Source organism: Aurantiacibacter suaedae (assembly GCF_005434915.1).
GTDB classification, from domain to species: domain Bacteria; phylum Pseudomonadota; class Alphaproteobacteria; order Sphingomonadales; family Sphingomonadaceae; genus Alteraurantiacibacter; species Alteraurantiacibacter suaedae.
In genome coordinates, this window is the sequence record NZ_SKCG01000002.1 from 868829 (window position 1) to 889575 (window position 20747).

At 62.6% G+C, this 20747-nt stretch carries 18 protein-coding genes; 8 read left to right on the forward strand and 10 right to left on the reverse strand.

The features are described 5' to 3' along the window. Positions 1-93: 93 nt before the first annotated feature. Positions 94-2220 (reverse strand): PQQ-dependent dehydrogenase, methanol/ethanol family, encoded by a 2127-nt coding sequence (locus E0473_RS10555; RefSeq protein ID WP_137680796.1) that lies wholly within the window; start codon positions 2218-2220, stop codon positions 94-96. Between the two features lie 260 nt (positions 2221-2480). Between E0473_RS10555 and E0473_RS10560 the strand changes: the two genes are divergently transcribed. Then, positions 2481-3599, forward strand: coding sequence for a 5-methyltetrahydropteroyltriglutamate--homocysteine S-methyltransferase (locus tag E0473_RS10560; protein ID WP_137680797.1), 1119 nt, complete (start codon positions 2481-2483; stop codon positions 3597-3599). A 107-nt stretch (positions 3600-3706) separates the two neighbouring features. Here E0473_RS10560 and E0473_RS10565 read toward each other — a convergent pair whose 3' ends face one another. Next, on the reverse strand, positions 3707-6208 hold the full coding sequence (locus tag E0473_RS10565; protein ID WP_137680798.1) for a TonB-dependent receptor: 2502 nt from the start codon (positions 6206-6208) through the stop codon (positions 3707-3709). 615 nt (positions 6209-6823) lie between these two features. Then, entirely contained in the window at positions 6824-7180 is a 357-nt protein-coding gene (locus tag E0473_RS15520; protein WP_194146760.1) for a hypothetical protein, read from the reverse strand. Positions 7181-7447: 267 nt separating this feature from the next. Between E0473_RS15520 and E0473_RS10575 the strand changes: the two genes are divergently transcribed. Next, on the forward strand, positions 7448-7741 hold the full coding sequence (locus E0473_RS10575; protein ID WP_137680799.1) for a hypothetical protein: 294 nt from the start codon (positions 7448-7450) through the stop codon (positions 7739-7741). Positions 7742-7765: 24 nt separating this feature from the next. On the opposite strand, the gene E0473_RS10580 is transcribed toward E0473_RS10575, so the two are convergent. Together E0473_RS10580 and E0473_RS10585 are read right to left on the reverse strand one after the other, a co-directional pair. After that, complete coding sequence (locus E0473_RS10580; RefSeq protein ID WP_137680800.1) at positions 7766-8908, reverse strand: amidohydrolase family protein; 1143 nt, start codon at positions 8906-8908, stop codon at positions 7766-7768. Positions 8909-8968: 60 nt separating this feature from the next. Next, entirely contained in the window at positions 8969-9667 is a 699-nt protein-coding gene (locus tag E0473_RS10585) for a nuclear transport factor 2 family protein (protein ID WP_137680801.1), read from the reverse strand. Positions 9668-9740: 73 nt separating this feature from the next. On the opposite strand from E0473_RS10585, the gene E0473_RS10590 reads away from it, so the two are divergent. From E0473_RS10590 to E0473_RS10615, 6 genes are all read left to right on the forward strand, one after another. After that, entirely contained in the window at positions 9741-10694 is a 954-nt protein-coding gene (locus tag E0473_RS10590; protein ID WP_137680802.1) for an SDR family NAD(P)-dependent oxidoreductase, read from the forward strand. Positions 10695-10757: 63 nt separating this feature from the next. Continuing rightward, positions 10758-11624: a dienelactone hydrolase family protein gene (locus E0473_RS10595; protein WP_137680803.1), complete on the forward strand. Its 867-nt coding sequence runs from the start codon at positions 10758-10760 to the stop codon at positions 11622-11624. Between the two features lie 107 nt (positions 11625-11731). Then, positions 11732-12262: a YybH family protein gene (locus E0473_RS10600; RefSeq protein WP_137680804.1), complete on the forward strand. Its 531-nt coding sequence runs from the start codon at positions 11732-11734 to the stop codon at positions 12260-12262. Between the two features lie 165 nt (positions 12263-12427). Further along, positions 12428-14296, forward strand: coding sequence for a methyl-accepting chemotaxis protein (locus E0473_RS10605; RefSeq protein ID WP_137680805.1), 1869 nt, complete (start codon positions 12428-12430; stop codon positions 14294-14296). 135 nt (positions 14297-14431) lie between these two features. Next, on the forward strand, positions 14432-15694 hold the full coding sequence (locus tag E0473_RS10610) for an alginate export family protein (protein ID WP_206663433.1): 1263 nt from the start codon (positions 14432-14434) through the stop codon (positions 15692-15694). Between the two features lie 254 nt (positions 15695-15948). Further along, positions 15949-16299 carry a DUF4168 domain-containing protein gene (locus E0473_RS10615; protein ID WP_137680807.1) on the forward strand — a complete coding sequence of 117 codons (351 nt, stop codon included), beginning with the start codon at positions 15949-15951 and terminating at the stop codon, positions 16297-16299. 89 nt (positions 16300-16388) lie between these two features. On the opposite strand, the gene E0473_RS10620 is transcribed toward E0473_RS10615, so the two are convergent. The 5 genes from E0473_RS10620 to ligA form a co-directional block, all read right to left on the reverse strand. After that, positions 16389-17192 carry a CmcJ/NvfI family oxidoreductase gene (locus E0473_RS10620; RefSeq protein ID WP_137680808.1) on the reverse strand — a complete coding sequence of 268 codons (804 nt, stop codon included), beginning with the start codon at positions 17190-17192 and terminating at the stop codon, positions 16389-16391. 36 nt (positions 17193-17228) lie between these two features. Next, on the reverse strand, positions 17229-18221 hold the full coding sequence (locus E0473_RS10625; protein WP_137680809.1) for an aldo/keto reductase: 993 nt from the start codon (positions 18219-18221) through the stop codon (positions 17229-17231). A gap of 107 nt (positions 18222-18328) precedes the next feature. Continuing rightward, entirely contained in the window at positions 18329-19291 is a 963-nt protein-coding gene (locus tag E0473_RS10630) for a Gfo/Idh/MocA family oxidoreductase (protein ID WP_137680810.1), read from the reverse strand. A gap of 116 nt (positions 19292-19407) precedes the next feature. Next, complete coding sequence (locus E0473_RS10635) at positions 19408-20322, reverse strand: class III extradiol dioxygenase subunit beta (protein ID WP_137680811.1); 915 nt, start codon at positions 20320-20322, stop codon at positions 19408-19410. Positions 20323-20324: 2 nt separating this feature from the next. Beyond that, a complete protein-coding gene (ligA, locus tag E0473_RS10640; protein ID WP_137680812.1) occupies positions 20325-20747 on the reverse strand; it encodes a protocatechuate 4,5-dioxygenase subunit alpha in 423 nt (140 codons plus the stop codon).

Consider the following 20747-nt stretch of genomic DNA (forward strand, 5'->3'; position numbering starts at 1 on the left):
AAGCGGGACCATACCACCGGCGAGCCAAAACAATAACGTTCGTTAGTATGCTGGACGCGGCGAGTCGAGCTTCGACCTGCCGCCCGCGGTTACCTATTCCTGCGCGCCGATCCCGCCCAGTTGCTTATCCTCGTTGGCGCGGAAGATGACATATTGGCGGATGCCCTCGATCCGCTCGCGCGAGAGGCTGTCGGCAAAGCTGACCATCCCGTTCAGTTCGAGCGCTCCGTCGTGCACGATAGCTTGCCAGGTCTCGGCGCTGTTCAGTGCGGCCGACCGGCGCAGATCGGGCAACACGGTGGAGCCAACCACGGCATCGCCGTGGCAGGCGCCGCAATAACGGCCATAGTCGTAGGTCGCTTGGGTGAGCTTGGCAGGATCGCCAGTAAAGGCCGGCGGATCGAGCGGGCGACGCACCAGCGGCGGCGCGTCGGGCAGCTTGTCGGTGCCGCCGAGCTTGAACACCAGCAGCCGCGAGATGTTGGGCACGGGGCCGCTGGTCTCGTTGACGATGCCGCCGGGCGCGAGCGCCCAGATCCCGCCCCAGCCTGCCATCACGGCGACATACTGCTCGCCGTCGATCGAATAGGTGATGGGAGGCGCGATCACGCCGGTCTGGGCGGCAAAGCTCCACTTCTCTGATCCGTTGGCGGCATCGTAGGCCTTGACGTATCCTGACGCGGTGCCCTGGAACACCAACCCGCCGCCGGTGGCCAGCAGGCCTCCGTTCCAGGGGCCGGGATACTGTACGCGCCAGCGTTCGCTTTGCGTGACCGGGTCCCAGGCGATCAACGCACCTTTTGTGCTTGCCGCAGCGCCCTCGCGAACGGCCTCGATGGCGGGCATGCCCCCGGCAGCCTGATCGACACCCACGTTGAAGCCGCGCTTGGGGTCGGGCTTCCAGTTGGCTTCGGGGAAATAGGGGAACGCGGCTTCGATGGCCGGGATATAGACCAGCCCCTGTGTGGGATTGAATGCCATCGGATGCCACGAATGTCCGCCGCCCGCGCCGGGGGTGGACACGAACGGCTTGCCGGTGTCGCCATAGCGCGCCTCGGGCACCTCGATCGGGCGGCCCGTGGCCATGTCGATGCCGGTGGTCCAGTTCTGCGGCACGTAGTTGTCGGCGCTGATCAGTTCGCCGGTCTCTCGGTCTAGGACGTAGAAGAACCCGTTCTTGGGCGCCTGCATCAGCACTTTGCGGGTGCGTCCGTCGATTTCGAGATCGGCCAGCATGATGTGCTGCGTGGCGGTGAAGTCCCAGGTCTCGCCGGGGGTTTCCTGATAGTGCCACACATATTCGCCGGTCTCGGGCCGGATTGCCACGATGCTGGAAAGGTAGAGGTTGTCGCCGCCGCCGGGGCTGCGATAGGCCTGGTTCCACGGGCTGCCATTGCCGGTGCCGATATAGAGCAGGTCAAGCTCCGGGTCGTAGGCCATGGAATCCCACACGGTGCCGCCGCCGCCCAGCTTCCACCACTCGCCGTTCCAGGTCTCGCGCGCCTTGGCGAGATATTCAGGCTCGGTACCTTCTTCCTCCGGGCCACCGGGCACCACGTAAAAGCGCCAGGCTTGATCGCCGCTGTCGGCATCGTAAGCGGTGACATAACCACGCACGCCATATTCGGCGCCGCCGTTGCCGATGATTACCTTCCCTGCCACCACGCGCGGCGCGCCGGTGATGGTATAGGGCTTCGACTGGTCGACCGTGACCTTCGACCACACTTCCGTGCCCGTCTCGCGGTCGAGCGCGATCAGGCGGCCATCGAGTGTGCCGAGATAAAGCTTGTCGCCATAGGCGGCGAGGCCGCGGTTCACCACGTCGCAGCAGGCCTTCACCGCCGTTTCGCCCGGCACCTGCGGATCGAAATCCCACAGCGGTTCGCCGGTGACGGCGTTGTAGGCCTTCACCTTGCTCCAGGCGGTGGTGACATAGATCTTGCCATCGATCACCAGCGGGGTCGCTTCCTGGCCGCGGGCGGTGTCCATATCGGCGTGCCAGGCAAGGCCGAGGTCGCTCACGGTTTCAAGATTGATCTGGTCGAGCGGGCTGTAGCGCTGCTCGGAATAGTCGCGCCCGTAGGTCAGCCACTCGGAATTGTCGCTCGCCGCGCCAAGCAGCATCTCCGTCGTGACACCGCCGCCATCCTCGTCGGTTGCCGAACAGGCTGCCAAAGCCAGCGCCAGCACAGCTCCCGAAGCGGCTTTCACCAGATGCATATTTTCCTCTCCTTGCGCGCGCCACGCTGGTCGGTTTTTCCGATCCACGCGCGAAACCCTATCCAGCGTTACAATCGTGCCGCTGCGCCGGTCAAGGGACCACTTGCGGCAGGCGCAAATCGCTCTGCCGCGGCCGGCTTATCGAACATGCTTGCGCAATCTCTCGCAACGCGGCATCAGTCGTGCGTCAGTCGAGCGCGAGCCCGCGTTATGACCCTGGCTTTGCATTGATCGCATATAGCCAAGACAGGACCACACACATGACCAGACAATTGCCCCTGCGTGCCGATCACGTCGGCTCTTTCCTGCGCCCGCAATCGGTGCTCGAGGCGCGCGAACATCGCGCTGCCGATAACATCTCCTACGAAGAACTGCGCAAGGTCGAGGATGCCGCCATCGCCGACCTCGTCAAATGGCAGGAGGGCCTCGGCCTGAAAGCCATCACCGACGGCGAGTTCCGGCGCTACTTCTTCCACACCGACTTCCTGCTGAAGCTTGCGGGGGTGGAGGAGCGCGGTGGCCTCAAGAAAGCGTTCAAGAACGATGCCGGAAAGGACGTTTCGTTCGCCCCGCCGGTGATGGTGGTGACGGGCAAGATCGCCCATCAGTCGCCCATCCAGCTGGCCGACTACCAGTTTCTCGCCAGCCAGGTCTCGGCGCCGGGTGCCGTGCCGAAGGTGTCGATCCCGTCGCCCACCATGCTGCACTTCCGTGCTGGCCGCGCGGGTATTCCCGAGGACGTCTATCCCGAGATGGATGAATTCTACGCCGATGTCGCCGCGGCTTACCGCGCCGAGGTCGATTCGCTGGCGGCGGCCGGGTGCCGTTATATCCAGATGGACGACACCAACCTTGCCTATCTGTGCGACGACGAGCAGCGCGCCGATGCGGCCAAGCGCGGGCTCGATCCCGACGCCACTACGCGCCAGTATGCCAAGCTGATCAACGACAGCTTCGCCTCGGCCCCTGCCGACATGCTGCGCGCCATCCATCTGTGCCGCGGCAACTTCCGCAGCTCGTGGGCGGCCGAGGGCGGCTACGAGCCGGTGGCCGAGATCATGTTCAACGAACTCGATATCGACGCCTTCTTCCTCGAATACGACGATCCGCGCTCGGGCGACTTTGCTCCGCTGCGGTTCCTGCCCAAAGGCAAGACCGTGGTGCTTGGCCTCGTCACCACGAAGCTCGGTGACCTGGAAACCAAGGACGACATCAAACGCCGGATCGACGAGGCAACCAAGTACGCTTCGCTCGACCAGCTGGCGCTGAGCCCGCAGTGCGGTTTTGCCAGCACCGTCCACGGCAACGACATCTCGACCCAGCAGCAGGCCGACAAGATCGCGCTGTGCATCGAGGTGGCGGAAGAGGTCTGGGGCTGATTTTCAGCACCGGTCGATAGGTTAAACGAAAGGGGCGGCTTCCGGATCAGGAAGCCGCCCCTTTTCTGTTTTGGGCCGGGCCTGACGGCCCGGCGCCATGCTGCGGATCAGAATTCCTTTTTCACCGTCACCGCCCATTCGCGCGGACGGGCCGGCGTGACGAGGCGACCGCCCGCATTGTTGCGCTGATCGAAGCTCGAATACAGATAGTATTCGTCGGTCAGGTTGGTGACTTCCAGAGCAATCGACAGATCTTCACCCTCATTGCGCCACGTCAGGCGTGCATTCGCCGTGGTGAAGCTCGGCAGGAACTGCTCCAAGCGTGTTTCTCCCGCCCCCTGGAAGCCGGCGAAGGTTTCGTCCTGGTAGAACACGTCGAAACGCGGCGTCAGCGATCCGGCTCCGCCCAGGTCGACGCGATATTGCGCACCGATGGAAGCTTTCCACGGCGGCATCCCCGTACCCGGATCATCCAGCGTGGCACCACTTGCCTCGTTGACTTCGGTATACTGGAAGTCGAGATGGCTGAGCGACGCATCGATGGTGAAATCGTCGATCGGTTCGGCGAACAATTCGAGTTCCAATCCCTTAATGTCCGCGCTGCCGAGGTTTACGCGGCACGCAGAAGGGGTAGCGAATTGCACAGGCACGCCAGGGCAGGGGCTGACCGGCGACTGAATGTCCGCATACTTATTGATGAACGCGGAAAGGTTCAGTCGCACGCGCCGGTTGAGGAAATCGGACTTGAAGCCGACTTCATAGGCGGTGAGCGTTTCCGGGCCGAAGGCGATCAACTGAAACGCGTTGAACGGACGCGGGTTGGAGCCACCACCTTTGAAGCCTGTCGCAACAGAGCCGTACACCATCAGGCTTTCGGTAAACCGATAATCGAGCGCGACCCGATAATCGACCTCGTCGCCGTTATAGGTAGCCACGTTGCCCGTCAGAGCGCGCAACTCCTCGGTGGTGTTGCCGTCCCCGTCGCAATCTTCGGTATCGATGCCTGAAAAGCCAGCGCCGCAAGCGGCACCGACAGGATCCAGGAAGGGGTTGATCGTACCGTCAAGGTTTAGCCGGAAGTAGTTCTGCTCCTTTGATTCCTCAGTGTAGCGGATGCCTGCGTTGAGGTTCAGGTTAGGAACGATTTCCCAGCCGACATTGGCGAACACGGCCTTTGCATCGGCATCGACCGTATCGGGCTGACGGAACTGGAGCGGGATGCTTGGGCTGTCGGTCCCGGGAATGACGAGATACCGCAGATCCTGAATAGAATCGTAGACCGAGGATTGCTCGAAGTAGTAGCCGCCTAGGGTCACGAAGATCGTATCAGTCGCCTCGATGTTGAGACGAAGTTCCTGGCTGAAGCTCCAGTTCGATAAGTTATTGATGCCGAAACCAGAACTGGTCGGCGCAATGTCCCCGTCCGGAGCAAAGTAGGTGTCGAATTCGCGATAACCGGTAATCGACTGCAGCTGGAAGCGCTCGGTCAGGTTCCAATCGGCCTGACCGGAAACACCCCAGCCACGATAGGTCGTGCGATTGGATCCTTCGACAGCGGCAAGCGGAACGGGAGGACCGCCGATGAACACCGCAGCAGGATGTTCATCCACCTGGAAGTTGCAGAACCTGCCGCAGATGAACCGGTCGTCATAAGGCAGACCACCGGGTGACAGGATGTTCGGGTTTTCGTTGCGCACTGTCGCGTCGAGTACCTGACCTGCCATCGTGCGATCGTCGTCAGTGAAGTCGCCGATCAGCGTGAAGCTGAAATCCTGCGACGGCTCCCAGCGCAAAATGCCGCGGGCGGCCTGATAATTGGTGCCGCCGAGCTTTGCCACAAGACAGTCTTCCGTGAAGACCTTGGCGGGCTCGCCGCCAGCCGGGTTGTATTCGTAGGTAACGCCGTCCTGCACAAAGGTGTCACCACCGCCCGCAGGATAGACGCAGCCGAAATCGAGCTGGTCGACATAGCCGTCCTGCCGCTTCGAAACGCCAGACAAGCGCGCGAACAGCTTGTCGGTCAGTGCAAAGTCGGCCGCCGCGCGCACCGAAAGCCTCTCGCGGCTGCCATAGCTACCTTCCACGAAACCAGAAGAGGAGCCGTCGGGCAGACGGGAATACATCTTGATCGCGCCGCCGATCGAGTTGCGTCCCGAGAGCGTACCTTGCGGACCGCGCAGGATTTCCACCCGGTCAAGGTCGAGCGTGTCAAAGATCGCGCCGGTTAGCGAAGGATAGTAGATATCGTCGATGTAGATCCCGACGCCCGGCTCGAAGGCCGGGTTGAAGTCAGTCTGGCCGATGCCGCGGATCGAGGCCACGACCGACGGACCGAAGGCCGCAGTCGCCGGCCGGATCTGCACATTCGGTGCGCTGTCGGCGGCCGTTGCAAGGTCGTTCAGGCTCTTGGCTTCCAGATCATCGGCGGTGACGGCGGTGATCGCAAGCGGCGTATCCTGCAGCGCCTGCTCGCGGAACTGTGCGGTCACGATGATGACGTTGTTAGCGCGCGAGCCTTCTTCGCCATTGTCCTGCGCGTGCGCTGGCAGGCCAAGGCCCAGGGCCAGCAGCGGCATGCCATAGGCAAGCGTTCTGAAACGCGTCTTCATCAGGTATATCCTCCCATATCGCGGACCGCACAGGCGGCCCTCCCATTACGGCTTGCCGCTATTCTCGCTGCGGATCGCCAACCTCGTTCCAACTTTTCTGCCGCAAGCGCCCCTGGTTACCAGGCAACGGTTTGGCGGCGACCCGAATATCTGCCGTTACGACAATACTGTATAGCAAAATTGATTCAGTACAGTAACTAAATTCTCGGATGCATCGATTTGACACTTTGGTCAATTCACTGTCGCGGCGCAAAATCCAAAAGCGGAGGCGGCGTTGCACTTTTGTCGCACCCGCCGAGCCGCTAGCCACTACGCTGCCTGCCCCAAAGCAAAAGGGGCGGCCCTCCATAAGCAAGGCCGCCCCTAACACGGGTTCGAAAAGGCTGGGTTTGCCTTAGAACTCCATTTTCACCGACACGCGCCGTACGCGCGGCGCGCCAACCTGAGCATAGGCAGTGCCGGCGAAGCCGTAGACCGCGTCGAACCGGTTGGTGATCTCGAGTGAAATTGCCACCGGCGCTGGCGCGGTTCGAGTGCTGATAATCGGCGATCACCTGCACATCGATCGCGGTACTCTGATAGCGCACCGCAGCGCGAGCCGTAACTCGCTTCGGCTTAGCCCCAGGTGACGGCGCTGGGCTTCTGGCTGAACAGCTTGATCGCGCCGCCGAGCGAGTTGCCACAGGCACCGCTCGTCGGCTGCAGCGTGACGCTTGGGGCTTGTGCGGCGATCTGGGCGATATCGTCCTGATTACGCGATTCGAGAAGTTCGGCATCGACCGCGGTGATTGCAAGCGGGGTATCCTGCAGACGCTGTTCGTGGAACTGCGGGGTGACGACGATTTCGGTATCGGTACGCGCCGGTTCAGCTTCTGCATCCTGCGCCAGGGCCGGGGTGGCAATGGCCACTGTGGCGAGCGAGGTGCCGGCCGACAGAATCAGCGCGAGCGAACGGGGAAGGGGGTAAGCCAAAACATTCTTTCCTAGGGGCTATACGGCTTTTCCGTGTGGACACGGTGCCGTTGACGCGCGCCCTAGGCGTTCTCGCGAGAGAATGGCATTTCCTGAAAATGGGCAAAGTCAAATTGACTATATTCTGTGGCGAATGAGCCACACATCGCGCATTGAGAGGGTGGTGGAGGCTGAAAATTGCGGATCGCTTAATGGCATCCACACCAAGGCTTAAGTTTCCGGCGACTATGCCGTGGTTCTGAAAGTGAGCAGAAGGAGAAGCTTGCGATGAGGGCAACGGCATCCGAACACCGCGTGGCAAAGCAGTCTCTGCCGGGACAGTGTGCGATTGCAGGTCGACAGTTCTCCGTTTCGATCACGCAGCTGACCAGCCAAGGGTGCGAATTGCACTTTGGCGCTTCCGATCAGGAAGGGTGGACATGCGAAGACGGCTTTTGCAAGCTCACCATTGCCGACGAGCTTGCGATCAATGGCCGCGTGATCGCTCTGGGTGACAACAGCGCGCAGATCGGCTTCTTTGGCCATATTCATCCGATTGCAGTGGCCAAGCTTCACCGCTGAGCGCGCTGGCAGGGCGAGTTTCACTCACCCTTTGATACGGAACACCGCGCGGGCGTTGTCTTCCATCAGCATTTTCTTGTGCTCCGGGCTGATCGCCATGCGGTCATAAGCGGCGACCTCGTCGTAGCTTTGCTGGTAGGGGTAATCCATCGCATAGATCACTCGCTCCGGCCCTAGCACCTCCTGACAGAACTTGATTGCAGGCTCCCAGCCTACCCCGCTGGTGGTGATCCAGATGTTGGTTTTGAAATAGTGGCTGGCGGGATGCTTCAACCGGCGGATCTCGCCATCGCCGAACAGGCCAGGGCGGGCGCGGCCATCGGCGTTTCCTTGCATCCAGTCGAAGCGATAAAGATGCAGCGGCATACATTCGCCCATATGGCCGATAACCAGCCGCAGCTTGGGAAAGCGGTCGAAGGCGCCTGACATAACGAGGCCCATCGTGTGCAGCCAGACATCGTGCGGGAAGCCGCCCAGTGCGCCGAAGAAGCCGCGCTTCTCGTAATGCGCGCCGTTGAAGGGCGCGGTAGGGTGGATGTAGAGCGCCAGATCGTTGGCCTCCAGCGCTTCGAGGATGGGCCAGAACTCCGGTTCATCCAGATAGTGGCCCTGCCAATGCGAGTTTAGCACCGCCCCGTTTAGCTCGAGCTTGGCGGCGCGTTCCAGTTCCTTCACGCTGCCCGCCACGTCACGCGGATCGAAGGCGGCGCAGGCGGAAAAGCGGGTGGGGTGGTTGCGGCAGGCCTCGGCAGCGATGTCGTTCGCCTGCGTGGCAAGCGCGGTGCCGTCGCCGGGTTTCACCACCTGCACGCCGGGCGCAGTGAGCAGCAGCAATTGCCGGTCGATGCCCAGTTCATCCATGTGCGCGATCCGCAGATCGCCCAGGTCCTGCAACATCTCCTGCAGGCTGGGCATCTTGGCAAACATGCGCGCCATCTTGAGTGAATCGTCATCGGGTGCGGAGCCGCTTTCGCAATAGGCGAGCTGCGCCTTCACCAGATCGGGGAAGGTCCACGCCTCCTCGCAGGCAATCCGTTTGTAGGGCGCATCGCGCACAACATGCGCTGCGCGGGGGGCCAGGCCGATGCGCGGGCGGTGGCTGAAATCCTCGTGGAAATGGCCCTTGAGGCCTTTCTCGCTGCCATCTTCGAGTTTGCCGGAAACCATGCCTCTCTCCCAAGAGAAAGGCCGCTTCCTCTCGTTGGAGGCAGCGGCCCAGATGTGGTGCTAGCCCTTCACGCTATCGGCAAAGGCGATGCCGAACTTCGGGTGCGCGAAGTGCATCGGTACGTCCTGCCGATATGGCCAGGTTTCGCGGTGCTGCTCGGGCGGAAGCAGGCGGTCGGGGCCGAGCGGATCTTCGGGGAAGGTCTTGGCGGCTGGCTGCAGGTGTGCGGTGGTGTGCGCCCAGCCGTTTTCATAGTCGCCCTGCCACTGCATCATGTAATCAAGCCGCTGGATCTTCCACACGCCGTCGACCTTCACATAGTCGTTCTCGTAGATGCCTGCTTCCATGAACTGCTGCGGCATGAACTCTTCCTTGGTGTCCTGGAAGTCGTCGTGCCAGCCGCCAAGCAGGATGCCATGAAAGCGGCCCTTGGCACTCTTGCCATCGGGGGCGACGGTGATGATGTCCTGCATCTGGAAATGATCGAGCAGCAGGCCGTTGACCGGGCCGGGCTTGCCGCCTGTGAAGCGCCCGGCGATCCAGTCGCCATAGAGACGCTTCACGCCGGCATGGCCGACATATTCCCCCGAGAGAAACACCACGCACCCATCGTCGGAAAACAGCTCGGCCACGTCGTCGGGGCGGTTGAAGTCGATGTAGTAGCCGTAGGCCCAGTGCAGGCGGCGGATCGCGGCCATGTCTTCCAGTTCGGTGACGCGCTTCTCCAGCGCGGCGAGACGGCCTTCGGTGTCGCTCATATCGACTCTCTCCCTTATTGATCTATGGTGATTCCTAACGGATGATACGATCATGGCGAGAGGAAAATTGACGATGTCCGAAACTGCTGCGTTGAACGGTGCCGACTTCCGGAGCGAGTGGGAAGGGCGGGTCGCCTTCATCACCGGAGCCGCGAACGGGATCGGCCTCGGCACCGCACAGGCCTTCGCCGATGCCGGGATGAAGCTCGCGCTGTCCTATCGCAACGAGGACGACCGCGCCGCCACCGAGCAGTGGTTCGCCTCGCACAGCCACGCAAAGCCGCTGTTCATCAAACTTGACGTGACCGACCGCGCAGGCTTTGCCGCTGCCGCCGATGAGGTGGAGAAGACCTTCGGCGAAGTGCATGTGCTGGTCAACAACGCGGGCGTCTCGGTGTTCGGCCCCACTGACGAGGCGAGCTACGACGACTTCGACTGGATCATGAACGTGAACTTCGGCGGCAACGTCAACGGGATCGTGTCCTTCCTGCCCAAGATCAAGGTCGCCTCGGGCCGCCGGCATGTGGTGAATGTGGCCTCGATGGCGGCCTTCCTGCCGGGTCCGCAGGCGGGCATTTACACCGCCAGCAAGTTCGCCGTTCGCGGCCTGACCGAGAGCCTGCGCTACAATCTCGCACCGCACGGGATCGGCTGCTCGCTGTGCTGCCCCGCGCTCACCCGCACCAATGCCTGGAAGAGCGCGCAGAAGCGGCCCGACGATTTTGCTGAAAGCGGGTTTGCCCCGGCCAAGGAAGGCGAGCTGGAGCAATTCGGCACGGCTTTTGAGGAGGGCATGGACCCCTACGAGGTCGGCGCGAAGATCCTGCGCGGGATGACGCGGCAAGACGGCCTCATTCTCACCCACCCCGAGCACGGGGTCGACTTCGCCGAGGAATATATGAAGCAGGTGAAGGCGTTGCCGATCGAGGCCTGTCCTCCCGGCCGCGCCCGGATCGAGCAGCTGCGCCGCGATGCGATGCGGGCGGCCGATGAGGGGCTGGTCATCGCGATGGACGACCTGACCTGACCGCTGGACGCTGGCGTCGATTGCGGTAAGCTGCACGCGTAGCAGTCGCCCGGGAGAACAGTTATGTGTACGCAGGATCAGGTCGCCAAAATGCCCGCCGTCAATCGCCGCCAGTTCGCGGCGCTCGGTGCCAGCGGCGCGCTTGCCGCCTGCACCCCGATGGACGCCACCGGCGCCACCGCCTCGGGACTTACCGAGCGCACCGTGACTTTCGCCGCGCCCGGCGGCACCTTCGATGGCGTGTTCATCCATCCCGCCGAGGGCAGGCACCCCGCGGTGATCCTGTGGCCCGATATTGCGGGCCTGCGTCCCGCAAAGGTGATGATGGGGCGCAGGCTGGCCGAGGCAGGCTATGCTGTGCTCGTCGCCAATCCCTATTATCGCTCGGTCTCTGGCCAGCAGTTCGAAGACTTCGACGCCTGGCGCAATGGCGGCGCGATGGAGGCGGTGGCTCCCTGGCGCGAGAAGAACACGCCTGAAGCGGTTGCGGAAACCGCGGCTGCGGTGGTCGACTGGCTCGATGCGCAGGATGCGGTCGATACCGAACGCGGAATCGGCAATCAGGGCTATTGCATGACCGGCGGCTGGACCATCATCTCCGCTGCTGCCGTGCCCGGCCGGATCAAGGCCGCCGCGAGCTTCCACGGCGGCGGGCTTGTCGGCGAGCATGAGAACTCGCCGGTCAACCTGCTCGAAGACATGGCCAGCGATGCCGGCGCGCTGATCGCCATCGCCAAGAACGACGATGCCAATGCGCCAGGCGACAAGGAAGCGCTCAAGGCGGCGGGCGAGGCGGCGGCGGCCGATGTCACTGTAGAGGTCTATCAGGGCGACCACGGCTGGACCGTGCTCGACAGCCCGGTCTATCTCGAAGCCGAGGCCGAGCGCGCCTGGGCCGCGCTGCTGGTGCTTTACGCCGACAAGCTTTGAGCCAACCGGCAACTTGCGCAAGATCAAAGTTAGCACCCTAACGACGCCCTATCGCCAGTCGAGATCGGGGGTGCAGTCGCACCCCTTGACTGACGAGGGGATTGATTATGCGCATTGCCGTTCTTGCCACACTGACCGCCACCACCCTGCTTGCCGCCTGCTCGGGCGGGGCCGATCCCGATGATGTGATCGCCACCATCCGCGCCACCGAACAGGCGCAGCTCGACGCGATCGCGTCAGACGATCTGGTCGGTATTGCCCGGCTCTATGCTGACGATGCCGTGCTGGTGCGGCCCGATGGAACACGGCTGCTGGGCGGCGCTGCCATTGCCGATGGCTATGGCGACCTTATTGCCGACCCGGCCTTCCACATCGAGGTAAGCCCGGCGAACGGATGGGCCGCGACCAGCGAAGATTTGGCCACGCTTGCCTCCAACGTCGATATTACCACGACCGATCCCGAAACCGGCGAACCGGTAACCGAGCAGATGATAAGCCAGACCGTGTGGACGCGGCAATCAGGCGGGACGTGGATGATTCGTTCGGCCATCAATGTGCCGCGCACCAGCGGCCAGGCAGAGCCTACCGCGGAAACCTCGGTTGAGGCGGCCGAAGCCGCTGCCCCTCGCGAAAGCTGACTTTTCCGGGAAATCAGGCAGCGCCTAGTTAACGAGGGGTTGACCGCGGATAGCCGTTTTCTGCCGAAGCGCTGGTCAGTCACCTTGAACAGGCTTTGGTCTAGTAGCCTTGCACGAATGTAAGTCGCCGCCGACGGGGGTGCGTTAAAAAGTGCGAGGAATCGGATGAACAATTACGATCGCGGTTTTGCGGGTTGGTTGGCCAGCAAGTCAATCTCCAAGCGGCTGGGCTTCCAGGCGATGGCAGCAGTCGTGCTCGGCGTTGTCTTGATCGCGGCTGTCGGGATCGGCTCCTGGCTTACCTACAAGATGACGATAAAGGACGACGCCTACTCGCAGGCGGCGCTCCAATCGGCCCTGCTTGAAAAGGACTTCGCTTCGCTCGAGCGCGATGCCTTCAAGTATGCTCTCGTGCGCGACAGCGAAACCGGGAACGGTTTCCGCAGCAACTTTGCCGATATGCACACCTCCATCAGCGAAGCGCGCGCTGTGGTTCAGTCTGATATGGTGTCCCAGCTCGATGAGGTCGAACAGCTGGTCGATACCTACGGAGAAACCGTTGACAGGCTAGTTGGTGGCAATCTCGCTGACGGTCTTGGCGTGACGCGCATCATGGACGCGGGTGCCAACGTCGACAATGCGATCGAAGTTGTGCGCGATGAGGAAATTGCGCGTGCCGATGCGATTACGGATGAGCAGCACAAACTCGCACTGGCCGTGGTCATAGCCACCGTGCTCATCATGGTAATCTCCTGCGCCGTCCAGATTTTCCTGGCCGGGCTCATCAAGCGCCTGATTGGCGGAGAAACCGGTGCGCTGATCGGCTCGATCGGCCAGATCGAGGCCGGAAACCTCACGACTCGTGTGCCTCATCTCGACCGGACCGACGAGATCGGCGAACTGGCCCGCGCCAGTGAGCGCCTGCGCGACGCGCGCGTGGGCCAGGCCAAGAAGGAGCAGGAAACCCAGCACATGGTCGAAGCCTTCGGCGAATGCCTTGGCCAGATGACCAAGGGCGACCTGACCGTGAGCCTACCTGAACTGGGTGCAGACTATGCTGTCCTGCGTGCAAGCTTCAACGAGACCGTCAAGCAGCTGCACGAGACGATGAACTCGGTCTCAGCCTCGGCGGGTTCGGTTCGCAGCGGATCGATGGAAATCCGTCAGGCATCGGACGACCTGGCTGCGCGTAACGAGAAGCAGGCTGCAGAGCTGAGCCGGATCACCGAATCGGTGGTCACGATCAGCGACGGCATGGCCACGTCGGCTGCTTCGGCCGACACCGCCGCTCGCAATGTCGATGCGGCGATGACCGAAGCGCGCGGCGGCGGCGAGATCGTTGCCCGCGCCGTCACCGCGATGGACACCATCGAAAGCTCGACCAAGCAGATCGGCAACATCATCACCGTGATCGACGGCTTCAGCTTCCAGACCAGCTTGCTGGCCCTGAACGCGGGCGTCGAGGCGGCGCGCGCAGGTGAGGTGGGACGCGGTTTCGCCGTCGTCGCCAACGAGGTGCGCGACCTGGCCCAGCGTTCGAGCGAGGCCGCCGAGGAGATCCGCCAGCTGATCAACAGCTCAATCGCCGAGGTGGCGAGCGGCGCCCAGCTCGTGCGCGATACCGGCACGGCGCTTGACCAGATCATCCAGCGCATTGCCGATGTCGCCACCACGGCGAACGAGATCAGCCAGGCTCTGTCGAGCCACGCCGGCAGCCTTGAAAATGCCAAGTCGGCGATGGGTGAGATCGACCGGTCTACGCACCAGAACGCTGCCATGGCCGAACAGTCGAACGCGGCGGCCCGTCAGCTTGCGTCCGAGGCCGATAACCTGACCCAGCTTGTGACCCAGTTCCGCCTGTCGGGCTCTAACGCGAGCGTGCTGGCGGACATGGCTGCCGAGCGTATGAACCGCGAAAGCGCGGTTGCGCGACCGGCACCTCGGGCTCCGACGGCTGTGCCGGCGGTCAGCGGCAACCTCGCGCTCGCGGTCGAGCCGGAGGTCGCCGACGATCAGGACTGGTCCGAGTTCTGAGCCAGGCCGGGTAACCGACGACTACACAATTACAGGGCCGAAAGGCCGAAGGATGTGACCATGATACCTTGCGGTACCCGCAGGCTTGCGCCTGCGCTTGCAATCCCTGCCGCCCTGCTGGCTGCCACCCCTGCAGTGGCACAGGAAGAGGCGACCGGTTTCGACCTCGAAGGCAGCATTCGCGTGCGCTACGAGGCGATGGACGGGAACTATCGCCCCGGCGGGGTGGAAAACGACGACATCGTGCTGATGCGCAGCTTGCTGAAGGGCACCTACAGCTGGGACGGCTTCCGGATCGGCGCGACGGTACAGGATTCGCGCGGCTATGCCAACGACCTGGCCACCCCTATCGGCTCGTCAGACATCAACGCGCTGGAAGTGATCGAGCTTTACGCCGCGCTCGATATCACCGAGAACACCACCTTCACCATCGGTCGGCAGACGCTTGATCTGGGATCCAAGCGGCTGATCGGCAATCCGAACTTCCGCAACGCGGCCAACGGGTTCACCGGTGCGCGGCTCGACTGGTCGGGCTCAGGTGAGTTCACGGCCTTCTATATGCTGCCGCAGCAGCGCCTGCCCTCGGACGCGGAAGGCGTGGTCGACAACGAGGTGGAATGGGATCGCGAGAGCATCGACCTCGCGCTTTGGGGCGCTTTCTACAGCCGTCCGCTGAAGGACGACCTCGCGCTGGAAACCTATGTCTATGTGCTGGATGAAAATGATGCACCTGGCATCGCAACGCGCAACCGTCACCTGATCACGCCGGGTGCCCGGCTGGTCAGCGATGGGGGACGCGGCAAGCCCGATGTGGAGCTGGAAGCAGCCTACCAGTTCGGCAACATCCGCACCGGCTCGTCGGCCACGGCGCCAGAGGTCGATGTCGACGCCTGGACGCTTCACGCCGAAGTCGGCTACACCTTCGACAGCGCGGTCAAGCCTCGCCTCTCGGTTTTCTATGATGTGGCCACTGGCGATGATCCGGACAGCGCCGATTACAACGCCTTCGATCCGCTGTTCGGCCCGCGCTATGGCGACTGGGGGCCGAGCGCGCTGTTCGGACCGCTTGGACGCAAGAACATCTCCAGCCTCGGCGCGCAGCTTGAGGCGAAATTCTCCTCGCGGGTCGATGCCCAGGTGCAGTATCGCCGTGCCTGGCTGGAGGAGGCGACCGATGCATTCTCCTATACCAAGGTGCGCGATGCCACTGGCGCTTCGGGCTCCGATGCCGGATCGCAGCTGCAGGGCCGCCTGCGCTGGTGGATCATTCCGGGGCTGCTGCGTAACGAGCTGGGCGGCGGCGTGCTGTTCAAGGGCGATTTCTTCGATACCGCGCCCAACGCCAATGGCTTCGGCAACACGCAGTACGGCTATAGCGCTCTCGAACTGAGCTTCTGATCGTAGCGAGAATCGCTCGCTGCCAGCGGCGGGACGTTCGCTTCGCAAGATAAAACGCAAGCGAGCCAAGCAGTTACCGGCCCCGAACCGGAGCTGCCTGGCTCGCTTCGTCGTGCGTGCGGCACAGAAGCTGCTTTTTGGTCTTTCTCCCTGCCCGTCCTGTCGCTGGCGCGATTGCACATCCCCGCGGGCCTGCTCAACTCAGACCAACCGGGCGCCAGTAGCCCGCACGGTCCAGACCAAGGAGTGAAAATATGAAGACTTTCGTGACACTTGCCGCCGGTGGTTTGCTGCTCGCGTCGCCAGCAGTCGCGCAGATGGCGGACAGCACAGCGGGCGCCCAAGCGCCGATGACGGATGCTGCCAGCTTCACTGACGAGGAAATCGGCATATATGCCGAGGCCGCGGTTGAGATCAGCGAGCTGCATGGCGATGCTTCGCTCGATGCCGAGGCACGCCAGAACGCCGCTCTCGCGGTGCTCGAACAGAGCGGGCTTGCGCCGCAACGATTCAACGAAATCTCCGATGCCGCCCGCAGTAATCCGGAGCTTGCGCAGCGCGTCCAGCTTGCGATTGCCAGCGCACAGGGCGATCCGGGCGCCTGAGGCCAACTCCTTCATATGCCGCGCGCCAGCACCCCTGCGCGGCTGCGGGCACCGGGCGACATATCGCGCCTGGTGCCCGCTTTTTTTGCTCAGCCGAACCAATATGTCGTGCCCCGCATTTCCAGGCTGATCCGCGCTGGGGCGTCCGGCCCTGCCAGCGGATTATCGAAAGCGCCGTGCGGCATTAGCTGCGCGCGGGCCGGGTCGCTTTCGCTGGTCTTGAACACCAGCGCTTCTCCGCGGTGCATGTTTGCATAGTAAAACCAGCGATGCGCCGGGTTGTGCGCGAGCAGATAGTTGGCAAAGCCCCACTCAGCGCTGCCGTCGAGCGGGTCGAAGATCGCCTCGCAATCGATCAGGTCTTCGGGCGCGAGCGAGCCAAAGTCGCATAGCCCCAGCGGCACATCCTGCGGCGGATCACTTAGCACCCGCCAAACATTGTATTGCGCGCTGCGGACCACGGTCTTGCCCCGCGGTGCGGCCTTTTCGCGCATGGCGGCGGCGGCCTCTTTCGCCATATCGACATGAACGAAGCGCGCGGGGTGCGAATTGTCGTGCGCCGCGTTCAAGCCTTGCCTTTCGGAAAAGCGCAGGATGCCCATGGGGCTCATCGCAACGTGATCGCAGCCGGTGAGCGAGGTCAGCAGCTCGGCAATCTCGCTTGTATGAACGCTTTTGACCGCTTCCATATCAGTGAGGTCGCTCAAGGTGCTTTCGTGCTCCACTAGCGTGAAACCTTCCACGTCGAGCGAGCAGTCACGCCCGCGCGCATCGCGTATCGTCACCTCTTCCGGCGCCAGCGGCACGAAGTCTTTCTCGTGCGCGTTGGCGTAGAAGTAGGGCTTCTTTTCGGTCCGCTCGCTATAGCCGATGCGGGCGCGCAGGTCTGTCATGCCAGCCTCTCCCAAGACTTGCCGGTACGAGGGGCGTTATGCGTCCTCGAACTCCTCGGTGTCGATCGTGGGCCGGATCGCTTCGTGATAGCGGTGTCCGTGAACCGTCGAATGGTTGATGATCTCGCCAGCCTTCGCGATCGCATCGGCAGGAATCTCGACCGTCGCCGCGTGGAAGTTCTCTTCCATATGCGCGATGCTGGTGGTGCCGGGAATGGCGTGAACGTTATCGCCCTGTTCGAGCACCCAGCGGTTGGCAAGCTGCGCCGGGGCCACGCCCACATCTTTCGCCAGCGCCTCGAACTGCTCGATTACGGCGAGGTTTTTCGGCCAGTTTTCGGCGTTGAAACGCGGCATCTTGGTGCGCAGGTCTTTCTCTTCCAGCGTGCTCGGATCGCGCAGCGCGCCGCCAAGAGCGCCGCGTCCGGTGCTGGAAAAGGCGACCAGCGCGATGCCCAGGTCCTTGCAGGTGTCGAGCACGCCCAGTTCGACGTTGCGCGTCCACAGCGAATATTCTGGCTGGACGGCGGCAACCGGGTGCACCGCATGGGCCTCGCGAATATGCGCGGCAGACCACTCGGACACGCCGTAGGCGCCGATTTTGCCCGCTTCCATTGCCCGCACCATCGCACCGACCGAATCAGCAATCGGCACCTTGGGATCGAAGCGGTGCATGTAATAGAGGTCGACATGGTCGGTCTTCAGCCGGGCGAGGCTCTTGTCGAGGTTCTCGGCAATGCTCTCGGGACTGCAATCGACACCGCGTTTCGGCCCCTCGACCACGATCCCGCACTTGCTCGCAAGCAGGAACTCGTCGCGCCGGTGCATGATCGCGTCGGCTAGCAGTTCCTCGTTCTTGCCGCCGCCATAGATGTTGGACGTGTCGAAATGATCGTAACCGAGATCGAGCGCCTTGTTGAGCAGTTCGACCTTCACCTTGTGCGCGGGCGGGGTGGCGTAGGCCCACGAGAGGTTCATGCAGCCAAGGCCGATGGGATGGACTTCGCGGCCAGCGAGTCTGCGCTTCATATGGATTCCCCTTGGTGTGTGCGTTGCTGTAAACACTTGCGGCCGCGCCACGTCGAGCAGCGCGGCCGCAAAATGGCTTGGTTTACGGGTCTACCCCCGCGTCAGAATCAGGACCAGCCGTCCTGCTCTTCGAGGCTGGCGGCGAGGTTGCCGATTGTGCGATAGCATTCGATCACGCCCTTCACCGAGCTGTTCGGCTCGCGCCCTTCGCGGATCGCGGCGATGAATTCGCGGTCTTGCAATTCGATGCCGTTGTTCGAAGGCACGTCGACGCCCGACAGGTCGATGGGCTCGTCCTTGCCGTTGAACAGATCGTCATAGCGCGCGAGATAGGTCGCGGTGTCGCCGATGTAGCGAAAGAAGGTGCCGAACGGCCCCTCGTTGTTGAACGAGAGCGACAGGGTCAGGATCTGGCCCTTGTCGGTCTTCATCTGGATCGACTGATCCATCGCGATGCCGAGATCGGGGTGCTTGGGGCCTTGCAGGATGTTGGCCGCGATCACCTTCGCGCCGGTCATGTACTGAAAGATGTCGATCGTGTGCGCCGAGTGGTGCCACAGCAGGTGGTCGGTCCAGCTGCGCGGCTCGCCCTTGGCGTTCTTGTTTTCGCGGCGGAAGAAGTAGGTCTCCACGTCCATCGAGAGGACGTTAAACTTGCCCGCTTCGATCTGCTGCTTCACGTACTGGTGCGAGGGATTGAAGCGGCGGGTGTGGCCGACCATGCAGACAAGGCCGGTTTCTTCCTGCTTCTTGAGAACGGCTTCGGCATCTTCCCAGCTGTCGGCCAGCGGAATCTCGACTTCAACGTGCTTGCCCGCATCCATCGCCTTGATCGCCTGATCGGCGTGCATCTGCGTGGGCGTGCAGAGAATTACCGCGTCGACATCGTCGCGCTTCAGCATCTCTTCGTAATCGGTGGTGGCATAGCCGATGCCGTATTTGTCGGCCATGGCCTGGGTCTTGTTGATGGTGCGGCCGACCAGCGCGGTCACTTCCACGCCGTCGATATTCTTGAGTCCGTCGAGGTGCTTTTCACCAAATGCGCCGCCGCCGGCGAGTGCAATTTTCATGAGGATCGTCTCCTGTTGCGGATGTCGCGCCCGGTCGGTGGGCGCCGTGAAATGCGATCGGCCCGCCTGAGCCTGTCACTATGACAAGCGCACGGCGGGCCGACCCGGTTCCGAGATTATTCCGCCGCTGTCGCGAGCGAGTGGCCCGAGTGAACCACGCGCGGATCAAGCGCTTCGCCAGCGGTCTCTTCCGGCTGCAGGATCAGCGCGCCGAGCGCGGTGTTCGAGGCGGGGATGTGGTAGAAGTTGTACAGATCCTTCACCTTGTCGCCCAGCGCGCCGCGCATGATCAGCCACATGACCAGCTCGATGCCTTCGCTGCCCGCTTCGCGCAGATATTCGATGTGCGGCATCTTCGCGAGCGTGTCGGGGTCGTTGATCAGCTGGTCGATGAACTTCAGATCGAACTCCTTGTTGATCAGGCCAGCGCGGGGGCCCTGAAGCTGGTGGCTCATGCCGCCCGTGCCCCAGACGTGGACGTTGAGGTCTTCGGGGAAGCTCTCCACCGCAGCCTTGATGCTGTCGCCCAGCGCGAAGCAGCGCGCGCCCGAGGGCGGCGGATAGGTCACGACGTTGACCGGCAGCGGAATGACTTTGCACGGCCATTCTTCGGGCTCGCCGAACATCATCGAGAGCGGAATGGTGCAGCCGTGATCGACATCCATCTGATTGAAGATGCACATGTCAAAATCGTCGAGGATCAGGCTCTGCGCGATATGCCAAGCGAGATCGGGGTGGCCGATCACTTCGGGCACGGGGCGCGGGCCCCAGCCTTCGTCGGCAGGCTTGAAGCTCTCGGCACACCCGATCGCGAAAGTCGGAATGCAGTTCATGTCGAAGGCCGAGGCGTGGTCGTTGTAAACCAGCACCACGACGTCGGGCATGTTGCCGGGCTGCTTGATCCAGTCCTTGATGGCCTTGTAGCCATCGAACACCGGACCCCAGTAGTCATCGCCGGTCTTGCCGGTCTGGATCGCGGCGCCGAGCGCCGGGATGTGGCTGGACGTGATGCCTGTTGTTACGCGTGCCATGTTCAGTAGCCTCCCTTGATCGAGCGGACACCGTGCGGAGCGCGGCCGCCGTCGATCATCATCTTTGCATAGTCTTCCTGCGTCATGCCGGTCATCGAGCCGGCGGCGAACTGGAAGCTCTTCCCGTCAGTCGAGAACAGCTTCGACAGGTAGTAAACGTTGCCGCCCTCATCGATCATCGCGTTGTAATCGCGATCGAGCACGGCCTGCTTCGCCGCATCGCTGAGGTTCCATTCGTCGAGATAGGCCTTTTCGTCGGCCTTGAAACGTTCGCGATTTTCGGCCTTCATCAGGCTCATCGCGAACTGGTTGAGCCAATAGCCCTTGCGTGCGCGCTGCGCGGTGAACACGCGGGTGCCCGGAATATCGTCGAACTCGGCGAGATATTCGTGGATGTTGATCCGTTCTTTCTTCTTCTCGGTCAT